At 57.8% G+C, this 13,445-nt stretch carries 18 protein-coding genes; 10 read left to right on the top strand and 8 right to left on the bottom strand.

What is annotated here, in order from left to right; translation table 11 throughout:
• Window positions 1–65: 65 nt before the first annotated feature.
• The 5 genes from AC1DRJ_RS10685 to recX all read left to right on the top strand — a co-directional run bounded on the left by AC1DRJ_RS10685 (window position 66) and on the right by recX (window position 3,626).
• Entirely contained in the window at window positions 66–800 is a 735-nt protein-coding gene (locus tag AC1DRJ_RS10685; protein ID WP_477802104.1) for a LexA family transcriptional regulator, read from the top strand.
• Window positions 801–1,004: 204 nt separating this feature from the next.
• Window positions 1,005–1,349: a phage holin family protein gene (locus tag AC1DRJ_RS10680; RefSeq protein ID WP_477802103.1), complete on the top strand. Its 345-nt coding sequence runs from the start codon at window positions 1,005–1,007 to the stop codon at window positions 1,347–1,349.
• Window positions 1,350–1,513: 164 nt separating this feature from the next.
• The gene (locus AC1DRJ_RS10675) at window positions 1,514–2,014 is read left to right on the top strand and encodes a CinA family protein (RefSeq protein ID WP_477802102.1); all 501 of its coding nucleotides are present in this window, start codon (window positions 1,514–1,516) and stop codon (window positions 2,012–2,014) included.
• Between the two features lie 83 nt (window positions 2,015–2,097).
• The gene (gene recA / locus AC1DRJ_RS10670; RefSeq protein WP_131059202.1) at window positions 2,098–3,150 is read left to right on the top strand and encodes a recombinase RecA; all 1,053 of its coding nucleotides are present in this window, start codon (window positions 2,098–2,100) and stop codon (window positions 3,148–3,150) included.
• 8 nt (window positions 3,151–3,158) lie between these two features.
• A complete protein-coding gene (gene recX / locus AC1DRJ_RS10665; protein ID WP_477802101.1) occupies window positions 3,159–3,626 on the top strand; it encodes a recombination regulator RecX in 468 nt (155 codons plus the stop codon).
• A gap of 43 nt (window positions 3,627–3,669) precedes the next feature.
• Here recX and AC1DRJ_RS10660 read toward each other — a convergent pair whose 3' ends face one another.
• On the bottom strand, window positions 3,670–4,788 hold the full coding sequence (locus tag AC1DRJ_RS10660; RefSeq protein WP_477802100.1) for an LOG family protein: 1,119 nt from the start codon (window positions 4,786–4,788) through the stop codon (window positions 3,670–3,672).
• A 361-nt stretch (window positions 4,789–5,149) separates the two neighbouring features.
• Between AC1DRJ_RS10660 and AC1DRJ_RS10655 the strand changes: the two genes are divergently transcribed.
• Window positions 5,150–5,344: a hypothetical protein gene (locus AC1DRJ_RS10655; RefSeq protein ID WP_477802099.1), complete on the top strand. Its 195-nt coding sequence runs from the start codon at window positions 5,150–5,152 to the stop codon at window positions 5,342–5,344.
• Here the strand turns inward: AC1DRJ_RS10655 and AC1DRJ_RS10650 are convergent, their stop codons facing one another.
• A complete protein-coding gene (locus tag AC1DRJ_RS10650; RefSeq protein ID WP_477802098.1) occupies window positions 5,345–5,767 on the bottom strand; it encodes a PA3611 family quorum-sensing-regulated virulence factor in 423 nt (140 codons plus the stop codon). It lies immediately after the preceding gene.
• Between the two features lie 189 nt (window positions 5,768–5,956).
• Between AC1DRJ_RS10650 and AC1DRJ_RS10645 the strand changes: the two genes are divergently transcribed.
• From AC1DRJ_RS10645 to AC1DRJ_RS10635, 3 genes are all read left to right on the top strand, one after another.
• Window positions 5,957–6,733 (top strand): tRNA-uridine aminocarboxypropyltransferase, encoded by a 777-nt coding sequence (locus AC1DRJ_RS10645; RefSeq protein WP_477802097.1) that lies wholly within the window; start codon window positions 5,957–5,959, stop codon window positions 6,731–6,733.
• Window positions 6,734–6,906: 173 nt separating this feature from the next.
• Complete coding sequence (erdR, locus tag AC1DRJ_RS10640) at window positions 6,907–7,557, top strand: response regulator transcription factor ErdR (RefSeq protein ID WP_477802096.1); 651 nt, start codon at window positions 6,907–6,909, stop codon at window positions 7,555–7,557.
• Between the two features lie 75 nt (window positions 7,558–7,632).
• Window positions 7,633–7,995: a diacylglycerol kinase gene (locus AC1DRJ_RS10635; RefSeq protein WP_007947182.1), complete on the top strand. Its 363-nt coding sequence runs from the start codon at window positions 7,633–7,635 to the stop codon at window positions 7,993–7,995.
• Here AC1DRJ_RS10635 and AC1DRJ_RS10630 read toward each other — a convergent pair.
• Window positions 7,992–8,918 carry a LysR family transcriptional regulator gene (locus tag AC1DRJ_RS10630; protein ID WP_477802095.1) on the bottom strand — a complete coding sequence of 309 codons (927 nt, stop codon included), beginning with the start codon at window positions 8,916–8,918 and terminating at the stop codon, window positions 7,992–7,994. The two genes, AC1DRJ_RS10635 and AC1DRJ_RS10630, sit on opposite strands and share 4 nt — an antisense overlap.
• A gap of 122 nt (window positions 8,919–9,040) precedes the next feature.
• Between AC1DRJ_RS10630 and fpr the strand changes: the two genes are divergently transcribed.
• On the top strand, window positions 9,041–9,820 hold the full coding sequence (gene fpr, locus AC1DRJ_RS10625) for a ferredoxin-NADP reductase (protein ID WP_008054100.1): 780 nt from the start codon (window positions 9,041–9,043) through the stop codon (window positions 9,818–9,820).
• 125 nt (window positions 9,821–9,945) lie between these two features.
• Here fpr and tsaA read toward each other — a convergent pair whose 3' ends face one another.
• The 5 genes from tsaA to AC1DRJ_RS10600 all read right to left on the bottom strand — a co-directional run.
• Window positions 9,946–10,647: a tRNA (N6-threonylcarbamoyladenosine(37)-N6)-methyltransferase TrmO gene (tsaA, locus tag AC1DRJ_RS10620; RefSeq protein WP_477802094.1), complete on the bottom strand. Its 702-nt coding sequence runs from the start codon at window positions 10,645–10,647 to the stop codon at window positions 9,946–9,948.
• Between the two features lie 173 nt (window positions 10,648–10,820).
• Window positions 10,821–11,591: an SDR family oxidoreductase gene (locus AC1DRJ_RS10615; protein ID WP_477802093.1), complete on the bottom strand. Its 771-nt coding sequence runs from the start codon at window positions 11,589–11,591 to the stop codon at window positions 10,821–10,823.
• A gap of 192 nt (window positions 11,592–11,783) precedes the next feature.
• Window positions 11,784–12,254 (bottom strand): YehS family protein, encoded by a 471-nt coding sequence (locus tag AC1DRJ_RS10610; protein WP_477802092.1) that lies wholly within the window; start codon window positions 12,252–12,254, stop codon window positions 11,784–11,786.
• Window positions 12,255–12,330: 76 nt separating this feature from the next.
• A complete protein-coding gene (locus AC1DRJ_RS10605; RefSeq protein WP_477802091.1) occupies window positions 12,331–13,041 on the bottom strand; it encodes an rRNA pseudouridine synthase in 711 nt (236 codons plus the stop codon).
• A gap of 189 nt (window positions 13,042–13,230) precedes the next feature.
• Window positions 13,231–13,445 (bottom strand): GNAT family N-acetyltransferase (locus tag AC1DRJ_RS10600; protein ID WP_477802090.1); only part of this gene is annotated, 215 nt, incomplete at its 5' end.

Genomic DNA, 13,445 nt, shown 5'->3' with positions numbered 1-13,445 from the left:
GGATATGCACCGAATATGCAAAACAGCATTTGTTTTCGTCAAAAAGAACACGCACTATTCGCGTTATGCAAAAACGCAACGTTTCTACCGTTTTAAGAGCACTGCTCGATCAACACGGGATCTCCCCCACGGAGCTTCACCGTCGTACCGGCGTGCCTCAATCCACACTGTCGCGGATTCTCGGCGGGAAGATCGTCGATCCTTCGGATAAACACATCTCGAAGATTGCCGAGTACTTCGCTGTAAGCACCGATCAATTGCGTGGCCGTGCGCAGGTATCGACGAGCGTCAATAGGGCGCGCGACGCAGTGCATTCCGAACTCAAGGATATAAGTCTGTGGGACGACGATACGCCTGTCGATGATGACGAGGTGTCGGTCCCCTTTCTTCGCGAGGTTGAATTGGCTGCGGGATCAGGAAGATTCGTCATCGAAGAGAGCGAACGCTCTAGTCTGCGCTTCGGCAAGCGTAGTTTGCGCCACAATGGCGTGCAATTTGATCAGGCTAAATGCGTGACGGTACGCGGCAACAGCATGTTGCCTGTGCTGCGTGATGGCGCAACCGTTGGCGTGAACGCCGGCAAGTGCGGGATTGGCGACATCGTTGATGGCGACCTGTATGCGATCAACCATAACGGCCAATTGCGGGTGAAACAGCTATATCGCCTGCCAATCGGAATCCGCCTGCGCAGCTTCAACCGCGATGAACACCCGGACGAGGACTACACCTTCCAGGACATTCAGGAAGAGCAGATCGTCATCCTTGGTCACGTTTTCTGGTGGGGCATGTACGCCCGCTAAACCTTGCTGCTTTCAGACAAAAACCGCCATCCAGCGGTTTTTTTTCGTCTGTGGAAAATCGCCGGCGCCTTTGTCCTCGTTGTTTTATATGCGTCAATGCATTCATGCTGTTTGAGTAAATGCATTTGTGCATTGACTGTATATGCATCCATKCATATCCTCTGTTTGAAAGAACCCCTAATCACTCACAGCAGGAGGCGAGACATGACAATCGAGCAACAAGTGTTGCTGGACCTGCCGAGCTGGCTCGTCATCGTCCTTGCTCTGGTGGGTGGGGTTTCTGGCGAAATGTGGCGCGCCGACAAGGACGGTGCTCGCGGCTGGTCGCTGCTGCGGCGGCTGGCCTTGCGCTCGGGAGCCTGCATGATCTGCGGGATCTCGGCCATCATGCTGCTGTATGCCGCTGGCATGTCGATCTGGGCCGCGGGGGCATTTGGATGCCTCACCGCCATGGCCGGGGCAGACGTCGCCATCGGACTTTATGAGCGCTGGGCTGCCAAGCGGATTGGCGTTTGCGAAGTGCCGCCGCGCGATTCTCGTCCTGATTAACAGTGAGCGGGCGGCGCTGGCGGCACACTGAATGCCTTGCAGGCTTGTCACGCCTATATCAGAGCCTTCGCACCCTCACATTTTGATTGATCCTGCGCCTTGCAAGCGCGATACGCTCGTGTACGGTAGTTCTAATTCCGCTTCCGTTCGCTCAGGAGATGACCGTGAAAGAAATTACCCAACTGGCCGCTGAACTGGGCAGGCGCATGCAGGTTCTCAATGCTCACGTCACGGCGGCCGAGTCCTGCACCGGCGGCGGCATCTCAGAGGCGATCACTCGCATCCCGGGGAGTTCGGCGTGGTTCGAGGCCGGTTACGTCACTTACTCCAACCGGCAGAAAACCGAGCAATTGAACGTGCCAGTCGAGTTGTTCTCGACCGTGGGCGCGGTCAGTCGCGAAGTGGTCGAGGCGATGGTGCGTGGCGCTCAGAAAAAGAGCCGGGCGCACTTCGCCGTGGCGGTCAGTGGTGTGGCGGGGCCGGATGGCGGTTCTCCGAGTAAGCCGGTGGGCACTGTCTGGCTGGCCTGGGGGGTTGGCGAGCGGGTGTTCAGCGAGGAGCAACACTTCGCCGGCAATCGCGATGAGGTCCGCCGACAAACGGTGAAGGCCGCGCTAGAGGGGCTGCTGCGCCATGCCGCCGCAGAAATCTCAAATCAGGGGTAGGCGATCCTGGAACGCTGTGGAATAATACTGGCTACTTATACAGGTGTTGGCCGTCAGGCCTTATTGATTACGTGAGGACTTTAATGGACGACAACAAGAAGAAAGCCTTGGCTGCGGCCCTGGGTCAGATCGAACGTCAATTCGGCAAGGGTGCCGTAATGCGTATGGGCGATCAGGACCGTCAGGCGATCCCGGCTATTTCCACTGGCTCTCTGGGTCTGGACATCGCGCTCGGCATTGGCGGTCTGCCAAAAGGTCGTATCGTTGAAATCTACGGTCCTGAATCTTCCGGTAAAACCACACTGACCCTGTCTGTGATCGCCCAGGCTCAAAAAGCCGGTGCGACCTGCGCATTCGTCGATGCCGAACACGCCCTTGATCCAGAGTACGCCGGCAAGCTGGGCGTCAACGTCGACGACCTGCTGGTATCCCAGCCGGACACCGGCGAACAGGCCCTGGAAATCACCGACATGCTGGTGCGTTCCAACGCCGTTGACGTGATCATCGTCGACTCCGTGGCCGCTCTGGTGCCAAAGGCCGAAATCGAAGGCGAAATGGGCGACATGCACGTCGGCCTGCAAGCCCGTCTGATGTCCCAGGCGCTGCGTAAAATCACCGGTAACATCAAGAACGCCAACTGCTTGGTGATCTTCATCAACCAGATCCGTATGAAAATCGGCGTGATGTTCGGCAGCCCGGAAACCACCACCGGTGGTAACGCGCTGAAGTTCTACGCTTCGGTTCGTCTGGACATCCGTCGTACTGGCGCGGTGAAAGAAGGTGATGAAGTCGTCGGTAGTGAAACCCGCGTCAAAGTCGTGAAGAACAAAGTGGCTTCGCCGTTCCGTCAGGCCGAGTTCCAGATCCTTTACGGCAAAGGTATCTACCTCAATGGCGAGATGATCGACTTGGGTGTTCTGCACGGTTTCGTTGAGAAATCCGGCGCCTGGTATGCCTATGAGGGCACCAAGATCGGTCAGGGCAAGGCCAACTCGGCCAAGTTCCTGGCAGACAATCCGGAAATCGCCACCAAGCTCGAGAAGCAACTGCGTGACAAGTTGCTGACTCCAGCGCCGGACGTCAAAGCATCGCCAGTCAAAGAGACTGCTGCTGACCTGGCTGACGCTGATATCTGATTGATCCAATGACCGCCGTACTCGATACACTCGTCGCGGTGCGGCGAACCGCAATGGACCTGCTCGCACGACGCGAGCACGGTCGAGTCGAGCTGACGCGTAAACTGCGTCAGCGCGGTGCCYTCCCTGAAATGATCGACACCGCACTCGACCGCTTGACGGAAGAGGGTTTGCTGTCCGAATCCCGTTACCTCGAAAGCTTTGTTTCCTACCGTGCCCGTTCCGGTTATGGCCCTTTGCGTATTCGCGAGGAGCTTGGCCAGCGCGGCCTGCAACGTGTCGATATAGAACTCGCATTACGCGAGAGCGGTATCAACTGGCAGGAGCAACTGGAGGACACCTGGCGGCGTAAATTTTCCGGGCATCTACCGATAGACGCACGGGAGCGTGCCAAGCAGGGCCGGTTCCTGAGTTATCGGGGGTATTCCATGGAGATGATCGGCCGCTTGTTCAGTGGCCGGGGAATGGATGATTGATAAAAGTGACCCGCTATTTCGATAGCGGGCCATTTTTTTTGCCTCATGTCACTCTGAAGGGTTTGCGTGTGCGCTGTTGTACCTGGGGTTTGGAGTGGGCCCAGTTTTCTGGCAGATTGATGTAGTCCACCAGTTCACGCAGCCGACCATGATCACGGGCATTGAAGTTGAAGGCCAATCGCGCCAGGTGGCTGAACTGCGCTTCGTCGTGCTCCTCGCCGCTGTAGGCGTGCTGATGAAAACTATCGCTCAGGCACAGATCGGCAAACGCCTCTTGCATGTGTTCAAGCGCATGCTCGCTGAGTGTGTGGTTCATGCGAATCACGAACTGATGCTTGAGCCAGCGGCTGGAGTGGAAGTTACTGTAGAACTGGTTGATCTGCTCCACCGCTTCTTCGGCGGTGTAGACCAGGCTCACGAGCTTCATGTCGGTCGGCAGGATGTAGCGATTTTCCTCCAGTTGATGGTGAATGAAGTCCAGCGCGCCTTGCCAGAACTTGCCACCCGGCGCATCCAGCAATACCACTGGGACCAATGGGCTTTTGCCGGTCTGAATCAATGTCAGCACTTCCAGTGCCTCATCCAGGGTGCCGAAGCCGCCCGGGCACAGGACGAGCGCATCGGCTTCTTTGACGAAGAACAGCTTGCGGGTAAAGAAGAAGTGGAAGGGCAGCAGGTTGGCAGTGCCTTGCACGGTAGGATTGGCATGCTGCTCGAAGGGCAGGGTGATGTTGAAGCCCAGGCTGTGTTCCCTGCCGGCCCCTTCGTGCGCTGCCGCCATGATGCCACCGCCAGCGCCGGTGATGACCATCAGGTCTGAGCGCGCCAGCGCGGCGCCCAGTTCTCGGGCCAGTCCATACAGTGGATGTTCGATCGGTGTTCGGGCCGAGCCAAACACGGTGACTTTGCGCCGGCCGCGGAACTGTTCGAGTACACGAAAAGCGTGCTCCAGTTCGCGCAGGGCTTGAAGGGTGATCTTGGCATTCCAGCGGTTGTGATCTTCCTGGGCCATGCGGAGCACGGTCAGGATCATGTCGCGGTAGATGGGGATGTTGGGACTGTCGGGTGAAACCAGGTTGAGTTGTTCTTCGACCTTGCTGGTGAGGTCGTGGCCGCTTTCTTCAAAATGACGGCTTAGCAGGTCATTCGGTTGGTAAGGCATCAATTTCTCCTTCCATACTGGCTCTGTTTTCCCTTGGATGAAGGAAACATTCGCACTACAAAACGCATCGCGGGCGGCCCCTTTCCAGCCCGGAAAGTGAATGGGAACACTATGAATCTAGACCCTCTCAAAGAATTGCGCTGCCTTGATCATTGCGCCGCAATGTCTTGCCTGGCAACCGCTTATTGACGATTTGCAAAGTGATTTCACCGCTCGTCTGAACGCAAGCCGAGTGTCCAGCGCTCTGATTTACTAAGCTACAGGTGTGACACGACAGCTTTGCGTCAAAGGCAGGGCGCGCTGTTCAGGAAATTGAAGGATTTTCGCCCAAACAGGGCGAGAAGCAAGGAGGCGGGACGCTATGGCCAGAGTCATCCTGGAGATCGATACGCAACTGTATCGATTGCTCAAGTCATCGGCCGAGACCCATCACGTGAGTCTCGAAGAGGAGTGCTGCCGACGCCTGGAGGAGGCTAAGCGAAGGTCAAGTTACTTGCAGGCATTGCTGGCAGAACTGCGCGCCGAGGATGAACAGCGGCGCGCCAATTCCGAGTGATTACTTTTTCTTCTTGGCCGGTTGCAGGCAATCCGATTCCTTGAAGCGCTCGGTAGCCACCGGGCGGTTGGTTTTTACCTCGGTGAACTCGTAGCGCATGGTCGCGCCCTTGGCCATCAACTTGCGAAAGCCCGGGTTGTTGCACACGGTGGAGCCCAGCTGGAAATAAACCGCTTTGGGGTCGGCGCGCATCTTGTCGGCGTGGCTGCTTTGGACGCTGAGGTGGTTGATCAGCTCGGTGCCTTCGACGGTGTAACCCTGGTCGAGAATGTCTTCGTTGATCGCCCGTGGAGTGCCGGCGCTGCTCTGACTGGCAACGGATTGCAGCAATTTGTTCAGTTCCGTCTCTTTCAAGGACGCAGCCTGAGCGCTGAAGGACGACGCCAGCAGAATGGCGGCGGTGGGAACGATAAGGCGCAGCATGAAACTCTCCTGGTTCAGTGACTGGTGCTTCGACCCGTCACATGACTGTGCGTTCAGTGGCGGCGAATTATAGGGGACGAGCTCCGGACGGTACAGGCTTGCGCTGTCTGCTCTGATAAACTGGCGCCACTTTTTGCTCTGTCGAGTGCTTTTCGTGTCGATTTTCTTCCCCTGCCGGCGCTGCCTGCGATGAACCCTGCCACCCCACACTTTGCTCAAAATGCCGTGGCCCGCTTGCGCGATGCGCGAGAGGAAGAGGGTATCAAGCCGATTCAGGCCCGAGGCTGGAGGGCTCCGCGTTGCCGAGCCTGCCGCGTGATCGAGAGCCATTGCCTGTGCGCCTGGCGCCCGCAAGTCGAAGCGCGCTCGGGGGTGTGCCTGATCATGACCAACAAGGAAGTGTTCAAGCCGAGTAACACCGGCTGGCTGATTGCCGATGTGGTACGCGACAACCATGCGTTTATCTGGTCGCGTAAAGAGGTAGATGAACAACTGCTGGCCCTGCTGGCTGACCCGCAGTGGCAGCCGTATCTGGTGTTTCCCGGGGAGTACGTCGAACCTGAGCGTGTCACCAACAGCGTCGACACGGACAGCTCCAAGCGTCCGTTATTCATTCTGCTGGACGCCACGTGGACAGAAGCCCGAAAGATTTTCCGCAAAAGCCCCTACTTTGATCGCTTGCCGATCCTGAGCCTGCTGCCCGAAAAGCTGTCGCGATACCGCTTGCGCAGGTCGACCCGCAGCGAACATTTGTGCACGGCCGAAGTGGCCGCACTGTGTCTCGATCTGGCGGGTGATACGGCAGCGGCATCGGCACTGGACGCTTATTTTGATGTGTTCAGCCAGCATTACCTGGACGCCAAACATCAGCTGGACATGAACATTGCAACACCAGCTCACGCCGAACTGATGCCCTTCGTGCAAAACACTGCGTCTGGCATAGGCCCGGCGTCGCCCATACTGTAGAAAAATTGGGCCATTGCGCAACTTGACCACCCCGGTTTCGCTGGGCATGCTTGGCGCCGATTAGGGCGCGGCCAGGTTTGAAACGCTGTTTTTTGATTGGCGTTGAACGTGCCCTGTTGGTTCAGCTCCGTGGCTGTGCCTTAAGTTGTTTGAAAAACAGGATCATTTGAAAAATGGCCACATACGAAATCCTGATTGCCGACGATCACCCGCTTTTTCGTAGCGCGCTGCACCAAGCCGTGACCCTGGGCCTGGGCCCGGATGTTCGTCTGGTGGAAGTGGCGAGCATTGCCGAGCTGGAAGCCCGACTGGGTGAAAAGTCTGATTGGGATCTGGTGCTTCTAGACCTGAACATGCCGGGCGCCTACGGTTTTTCCGGGCTCGTGCTGTTGCGCGGTCAGTACCCGCAAATTCCAGTGGTGATGGTGTCCGCGCAGGAAGAAGCGTCGATCATGGTCAAGTCCCGCGAATTCGGCGCCAGTGGGTTTATTCCAAAATACAGCGACCTGAGTGTTATCCAGAAAGCCGTACGCGCGGTGCTCGACGGCGATGTATTCTGGCCTCCTCAGGCGTTTGAAGCGGTCAGTGTTTCCGTTGAGGCCAAGGCTGCCAGTGAAGGCCTCGCGAGCCTGACACCTCAACAGTTCCGGGTGTTGACCATGGTCTGTGAAGGCTTGTTGAACAAACAGATTGCTTATGAACTGAGCGTCTCCGAAGCAACGATCAAGGCCCACGTCACGGCGATTTTCCGCAAGCTGAATGTGCGAACCCGGACTCAGGCGGCGTTGCTCTTGCAACAACTTGAGTCAATTCCGAGCCAATAAACGGCTACCTGTTCACGCTTTTTTGACTTTGCTTCATCTAGCGTTCCCACTCTTATCTGGTCAGTTGCCTACTCTATGTCACCTTTTAAAGGCCAAACCGGCCTAAAACGCATCCTCAATGCCTCCGGTTATTCGCTGGATGGCCTGCGCGCAGCTTTCACCGGCGAAGCGGCTTTTCGGCAGCTGGTGTTGCTCAACGTCATCCTGATTCCGATTTCGTTCTTCCTGAACGTCAGCCGTGTCGAGCAGGCGCTGCTGATCGCCGTCTGCCTGTTGGCACTGATCGTCGAGCTGCTGAACTCGGCAGTAGAAGCGGCCATCGATCGCATTTCCCTCGAATTGCACCCGCTGTCCAAGAACGCCAAGGACATGGGCAGCGCTGCTCAATTCGTGGCGTTGACCATGATTGCGCTGGTGTGGGCCGTCATTCTGCTTTAAGCAATGTTCGGCAGAACGATCTCGTCGCTGCGCTGAACCCCAGCGGTAAAAGCGCGGCACAGGTCGAGGAATTCGCGCATCGCTGATGTCTGATATTTCTGTTTGTGCCAGATGAAATAGAATTGCCGCGCCAGGTCCAGGTCCGGTGTCTCCACCGGCACCAGGCTGCCACGGCGAATGGCATCGCGTAGCGCCAGCCGCGAAATACAGCCAATCCCCAATCCCGACTCCACGGCGCGCTTGATCGCTTCGGTGTGCTCCAGCTCCAGTCTAATGTTCAGCGCACTGTGGTGGTGGCGCATGGCCTGGTCGAAGGTAAGCCGTGTGCCAGAGCCTTGCTCTCGCAAGATCCACGCCTCGTGACTCAGTTCCTCCATGGTCGCGATACCGCGTTTGGCCAATGGGTGCTGGGGCGCGCAAAACACCACCAGTTCATCCTCGACCCAGCTCTGCACTTCGATGTCCGGATGGCTGCAATCGCCTTCGATTAGACCCAGATCAATTTCATAGTGGGCCACTTGCTGCACGATATTGGCCGTGTTCTGTACGTGCAGCTTCACCTGGCTTTCCGGGTGGCGCTGCATGAAGCTGCCGATGAGCAAGGTGGCCAGGTAATTGCCGATGGTCAGGGTCGCGCCGACCGCCAAAGAGCCGAACCCGGTCTTGCCGTTGAGCAGGTCTTCGATTTCCTTGGATTGATCGAGYAGCGCCACGGCTTGTGGCAGCAGCTGTTTGCCGAGGGCGTTGAGGGCCAGCCGCTTGCCGGCGCGGTCGAACAGCTGGCAGCTGGATTGGCGCTCCAGTTCGGTGATCGAGGTGCTCGCCGCCGATTGCGACAGGTTGAGCAAGCCCGCAGCACGGGAAACGCTTTCCTGCTGGGCGACGGCGACGAATACTTGAAGTTGTCTGAGAGTAAATCGCATATCTATATAACCGATAACCCTTATCTTAATAATCCATTTAACAGATATTGTCTCTGCCATTAGAATGCGATGCAATTGCGCATATCGAAGGCGCAGGCAAAATCTCCAGGAGTCCCACGTACATGAGCAACATGAACCACGAGCGTGTCCTCAGTGTTCATCACTGGAACGACACTCTGTTCAGCTTCAAGTGCACCCGCGATCCGGGTCTGCGCTTCGAGAAYGGTCAGTTCGTGATGATCGGCCTGCAACAGCCCAACGGCCGCCCGCTTATGCGCGCTTACTCGATTGCCAGCCCGAACTGGGAAGAGCATCTCGAGTTCTTCAGCATCAAGGTGCCTGATGGTCCGCTGACTTCCCAGTTGCAGCATCTGAAGGAAGGCGACGAGATCATCATCAGCAAGAAGCCTACCGGCACGCTGGTGCTGGATGACTTGAAGCCTGGCAAACATTTGTACCTGCTCAGCACCGGTACCGGTCTGGCGCCTTTCATGAGCGTCATCCAGGACCCGGAAACCTATGAGCGTTTCGAAAAAGTGATCCTGTGCCACGGCGTACGTTACGTCAACGAAGTCGCTTACCGCGAATTCATCACCGAGCACCTGCCGCAGAACGAGTTCTTCGGCGATGCCCTGCGTGACAAGTTGATCTACTACCCGACCGTGACCCGCGAGCCATTCGAGAACGAAGGTCGCCTGACCGACCTGATGCGCAGCGGCAAGCTGTTCAGCGATATCGGCCTGCCTCCGATCAACCCGCAGGACGACCGCGCCATGCTGTGCGGCAGCCCGAGCATGCTCGACGAGACCAGCGAAGTGTTGAACAGCTTCGGCCTGAAAGTTTCGCCGCGGATGCGCGAGCCGGGTGATTACCTGATCGAGCGTGCGTTCGTCGAGAAGTAAGCAAGCGCACCCCTGAAAAGCCCCCATTGTCTGTGTAGGCAATGGGGGCTTTTTTATGTCTCTGCAGGAGTACGGCTTGCCGGCGATGGCGTCTCGGAGATTACCATCGCGAGCAAGCTCGGCTCCTACAGAGTTGAGACCGGGATGACTTCGAGGACTCGGATAATACCGGCCTCGGGATAGTGCCAGCGCACATCCAGATCCCAGAACTGCGCCCCATATTCCCGCTCGGGTGTAGGAATCTGGTACGCCGGGCGAGGATCTTGTGCCAAACATTGCTCGATCAAYGCCACCAAGGGTTCATCAAGGCGCTGAGCATGGCCGTGAGCCTGTTGCAGGGCCGAATCCGTCCACTGCACGGGAATCAGCTGTGGCGCGGCGCTGGCGATGCTGTTGGAGGCGCTGTCGATGATGTCGGCGTAAGGCACGTAGGGTTTGATGTCGAGAATCGGCGTGCCGTCCAGCAGGTCGATACCGGATATCCACAGGCGATTGGCTTCGACCTTGTCCAGCTTGACCACGGATTGCCCGATGCCATTGGGTCGATGTGTGGCACGGGTGGCGAACACGCCCATGGATTTGTTGCCGCCCAGACGGGGAGGGCGAACTTTGAGCCGTGGTTTTTCTTCCAGTGCCTGATGGAACAGGAACAGCAGCCAGACGTGACTGACCTGCTCCAGGCCCTGCACGGCATCCCCCTGATCGAACGGCGCGACCAGTTCCAGAACACCGCGAGCGGCCGGGGCCAGTTGCGGTTGGCGCGGGATGGCGAACTTCTCTTTGAAGCAGGAGCGCACGAAGCCGATGGGGGAAACGCTGTAGGTCATGGTCTGGGTCGAAGCGGGGAGAGGGTGGGCATCATAACCCGATCGTCTCTGGATCTGTGGCGGCTACAAGGGCCTCTTCGCGAGCAAGCCCGCTCCCACAYTTGACCGAATTGGCCGGACGAACTCGATCAAATGTGGGAGCGGGCTTGCTCGCGAAGGACGCGCCGCCGATCTCAGAGACTAAACCCCCCATCCAAAGGAATGATATTCCCGGTCATATACGCCCCCGCCGTGCTCGCCAGGCTGATCGCCAGCGCCGCCATTTCCTCTTCCCGCCCCCAACGCTTCATCGGAATCAACGCCGTATCTTCTGCCAGTGCCTGTTCATCATTGCCGATATGCTGGGTCATCTTGCTCGGGAAACGTCCCGGTGCAATCACGTTGACGTTGATGTGCTGGCACACCAGCTCCCGCGCCAGTATCCGCGACAATTGGTGTAAGGCCGCTTTACTTGGGCCGTAGGCATAAGCCTGTTCACCAAAGGAAGATATCCCGGCCACCGAGCCGATGTTGATGATCCGCGCCGGATTGGCTTCAGAACCGGCTTTTCGCAACAACGGCAAAAACTGCTGAATGCAGTTGAACACCGACGTCACGTTGAGCTGCATGACCTTTTCCCAGCCTTTTACCGGGTAGCTCTCCAGGGGCGCGCCCCAAGTAGTGCCGGCGTTGTTCACCAGAATATCCAGATGAGTGATCTGTTCGCCCAGTCGCGCAGCCAGTTCAAGTACGCCTTCTTCGGTCGCCAGGTTGGCGGCCACCCCGTGGCAACAACCGAATGCGCTCAGTTCCTCAGCCRTTTCCTGGCAGGCTTCGGCATCCCGGGCGCAGACGTACACGGTTGCGCCGGCTTCGACATAAGCCTTGGCGATCATTTTGCCGATACCACGGGTGCCGCCGGTCACCAGTGCGGTGCGGCCTTGCAGGGAAAAGTACGGGTGCATGGCGAATCCTGAGAGCTGAGTGTCAAGACACCCTAGTCGTCAGCCGCCGTCAGCGGAGCCACTATTTTTGCGAGGAATGAGGGGCTATACAGCCTGGCCTGCGGCCGCTTCTGTAGGAGTACAGCTTGCTGGCGATGGCGATCATCAAAACGCTATCGCCAGCAAGCTGTGCTCCTACAGTGGGCGGGGCGCTTACTGCGGGCGAACGCGCAGGGTCAGGCCTTTGAGGAAGTTGCGCAGCAGCTGGTCGCCGCAGGTGCGGTAGTTGGTGTGGCCGAACTTGCGGAACAGTGCGCTCAGCTCAGGCTTGGATACCGGAAACTCGGCAGCCTTGAGGATTGCGTGCATGTCGTCTTCTTTCAATTCGAAGGCCACGCGCAGTTTTTTCAGGATGACGTTGTTGGTCACCGGGATTTCGATCGGCTGCGGCGGACGGCTTTCGTCCTTGCCACGCTTGAAGATCACCAGGCCATCAAGGAAGTGCGCCATGACGTCGTCCGGGCAGCGGACGAAGCCTTCCTCGTCTTCCTCTTTCTTGTCGAGGTACGTCAGCAGGTCTTCCATGGACACGTCCATGCCGCCGAGCTTGATGATCTCGATGACTTTCTTGTCGCTGATGTCCAGCATGTAGCGAACGCTGCGCAATACGTCGTTGTGAATCATGGTGTGCAATCCTGATATTCAGCAGTGGGCGCCGTATCAAACAGCGGCGCCGGAATGTGTGGCGGCGGGAGAAGCCTTAGAACTTCTCTTTGCCGGACAGGTAGCGCCATTGCCCCAGCGGCACTTTGCCGATGGACACGCCGCCGATGCGGATGCGGCGGATGGCGACGACCTTCAGGCCAACGGCCTGGCAAAACAGGGCGATCACACCCGGTTGCGGGTTCTTCATCGCAAAACGCAGACGGTTTTCGTTCTGCCAGCTGGCTTTGACTGCCGGCAGTTCCTTGCCCTTGTAGGTCAGGCCGTGGTTCAGGCGGTTGAGACCGTGAGCAACCATGTCGCCTTCCACCTCGACCACATACTCTTGCTCGATCTTGCTGGCATCGGCGGTGAGCTTGCGCAGGATCTTCCAGTCCTGGGTGAACACCAGCAATCCGCTGGCGTTGGCCTGCAGGTCGGTGCTGGCGGTCAGGCGCAGGAAGTGGCCCTTGAGCGGACGTTTGCTGAAGCGGTGTTCTTCGCTCAGGGTCTCGGCGCTCAGGGTGGCCATGGCGGTATCCGCGTCCATGCCCACGGGCACGTTCAACAGAATGGTCACCGGTTCCGGTGCGGTGGCCTTGGCCTCTGGATCGAGTTCGACTTTTTGCGTGTCGACCTTGAATTGCGGCTCGTCGATGACTTCACCATCCACGGTCACCCAGCCGCCCTCGATGAACAGCTCAGCCTCCCGACGGGAACAGCCGACGAGTTCGATGAGGCGTTTGGAGAGACGAATCGGGTCAGTCATGACAGGGCCGTAACAAAAAAGGGGTGGGCATTGTACCTGCCTGGCGCCGGTTAATCCCGGCTCCATTTGCGAGGTTCGGCTTTTTGTGGGAGCGAGCCTGCTCGCGAAAGCGGTTTATCAGTCAACATTGATGTGAAACTGATGGCCCTTTCGCGAGCAGGCTCGCTCCCACGGTTGTTCTGTTTTGTGTCAGCCATGCCGCGAATGTTGCTGATTTTGACGCAGTCGCATGTGCAACAGCGGATAAGGCTGGCCCATGCCGTCAAACTCGGAGCGGCCGATCACCTCAAAGCCTTGTTTGAAATAGAACCCCAGCGCTTGTGAGTTCTGTTCGTTGACGTCCAGCTTATCGGCATGCAGGTGTTCCAGAGCATAGCGTAGCAACTGTTTGCCCAGGCCCTGGC

The organism is Pseudomonas sp. P5_B2 (genome assembly GCF_056400445.1).
Note: the sequence above shows the minus strand (reverse complement) of the source record. Positions and strands in the feature narration are given on the sequence as shown.

Bases quoted from the DNA above. Each gene is read 5' to 3' on its own strand.
- AC1DRJ_RS10680 (WP_477802103.1), top strand. From the start codon at position 1,005: ATGACAATCGAGCAACAAGTGTTGCTGGACCTGCCGAGCTGGCTCGTC.
- AC1DRJ_RS10645 (WP_477802097.1), top strand. From the start codon at position 5,957: ATGAACCCTGCCACCCCACACTTTGCTCAAAATGCCGTGGCCCGCTTG.
- AC1DRJ_RS10635 (WP_007947182.1), top strand. From the start codon at position 7,633: ATGTCACCTTTTAAAGGCCAAACCGGCCTAAAACGCATCCTCAATGCC.
- AC1DRJ_RS10655 (WP_477802099.1), top strand. From the start codon at position 5,150: ATGGCCAGAGTCATCCTGGAGATCGATACGCAACTGTATCGATTGCTC.
- AC1DRJ_RS10605 (WP_477802091.1), bottom strand. From the start codon at position 13,041: ATGACTGACCCGATTCGTCTCTCCAAACGCCTCATCGAACTCGTCGGC.
- AC1DRJ_RS10685 (WP_477802104.1), top strand. From the start codon at position 66: ATGCAAAAACGCAACGTTTCTACCGTTTTAAGAGCACTGCTCGATCAA.
- AC1DRJ_RS10650 (WP_477802098.1), bottom strand. From the start codon at position 5,767: ATGCTGCGCCTTATCGTTCCCACCGCCGCCATTCTGCTGGCGTCGTCC.
- erdR (WP_477802096.1), top strand. From the start codon at position 6,907: ATGGCCACATACGAAATCCTGATTGCCGACGATCACCCGCTTTTTCGT.
- recA (WP_131059202.1), top strand. From the start codon at position 2,098: ATGGACGACAACAAGAAGAAAGCCTTGGCTGCGGCCCTGGGTCAGATC.
- AC1DRJ_RS10610 (WP_477802092.1), bottom strand. From the start codon at position 12,254: ATGATTCACAACGACGTATTGCGCAGCGTTCGCTACATGCTGGACATC.
- AC1DRJ_RS10660 (WP_477802100.1), bottom strand. From the start codon at position 4,788: ATGCCTTACCAACCGAATGACCTGCTAAGCCGTCATTTTGAAGAAAGC.